Genomic DNA, 232 nt, shown 5'->3' with positions numbered 1-232 from the left:
CTCGACACCCTGGTGGTGTTTTTCGTCAGCCTGCCCAACCTGTTCATCTACGGCGCGGTGATCGCCGGCTGCCTGATTTATCTCGCCACCCTCTCCGTCAGCGTTCTCGGGCTGGCGCTGGCGGCCATCGCCCTCGGCAGCCTCGGCTACCGCGCCGCGTACGGCCGGGCGATGGGGCTGCTGCGCCAGTCGCGGCTGCGGGAGGATACCCTGATTCAGCAGTGCAAAAAGC

General features: G+C 66.8%; 1 protein-coding gene. It reads left to right on the top strand.

Annotated elements, in window-relative coordinates:
- Positions 1 to 232, top strand: a 232-nt coding sequence (locus HWD93_RS18940) for a hypothetical protein (protein WP_261647663.1), incomplete at both ends; no start/stop codon positions are given.

Origin of the sequence: Curtobacterium sp. C2H10 (assembly GCF_025407985.1) — a bacterium.
In the GTDB taxonomy this organism is placed as follows: Bacteria; Actinomycetota; Actinomycetes; order Actinomycetales; family Microbacteriaceae; genus Curtobacterium.
This window is presented reverse-complemented; position numbering and strand designations above follow the sequence as displayed.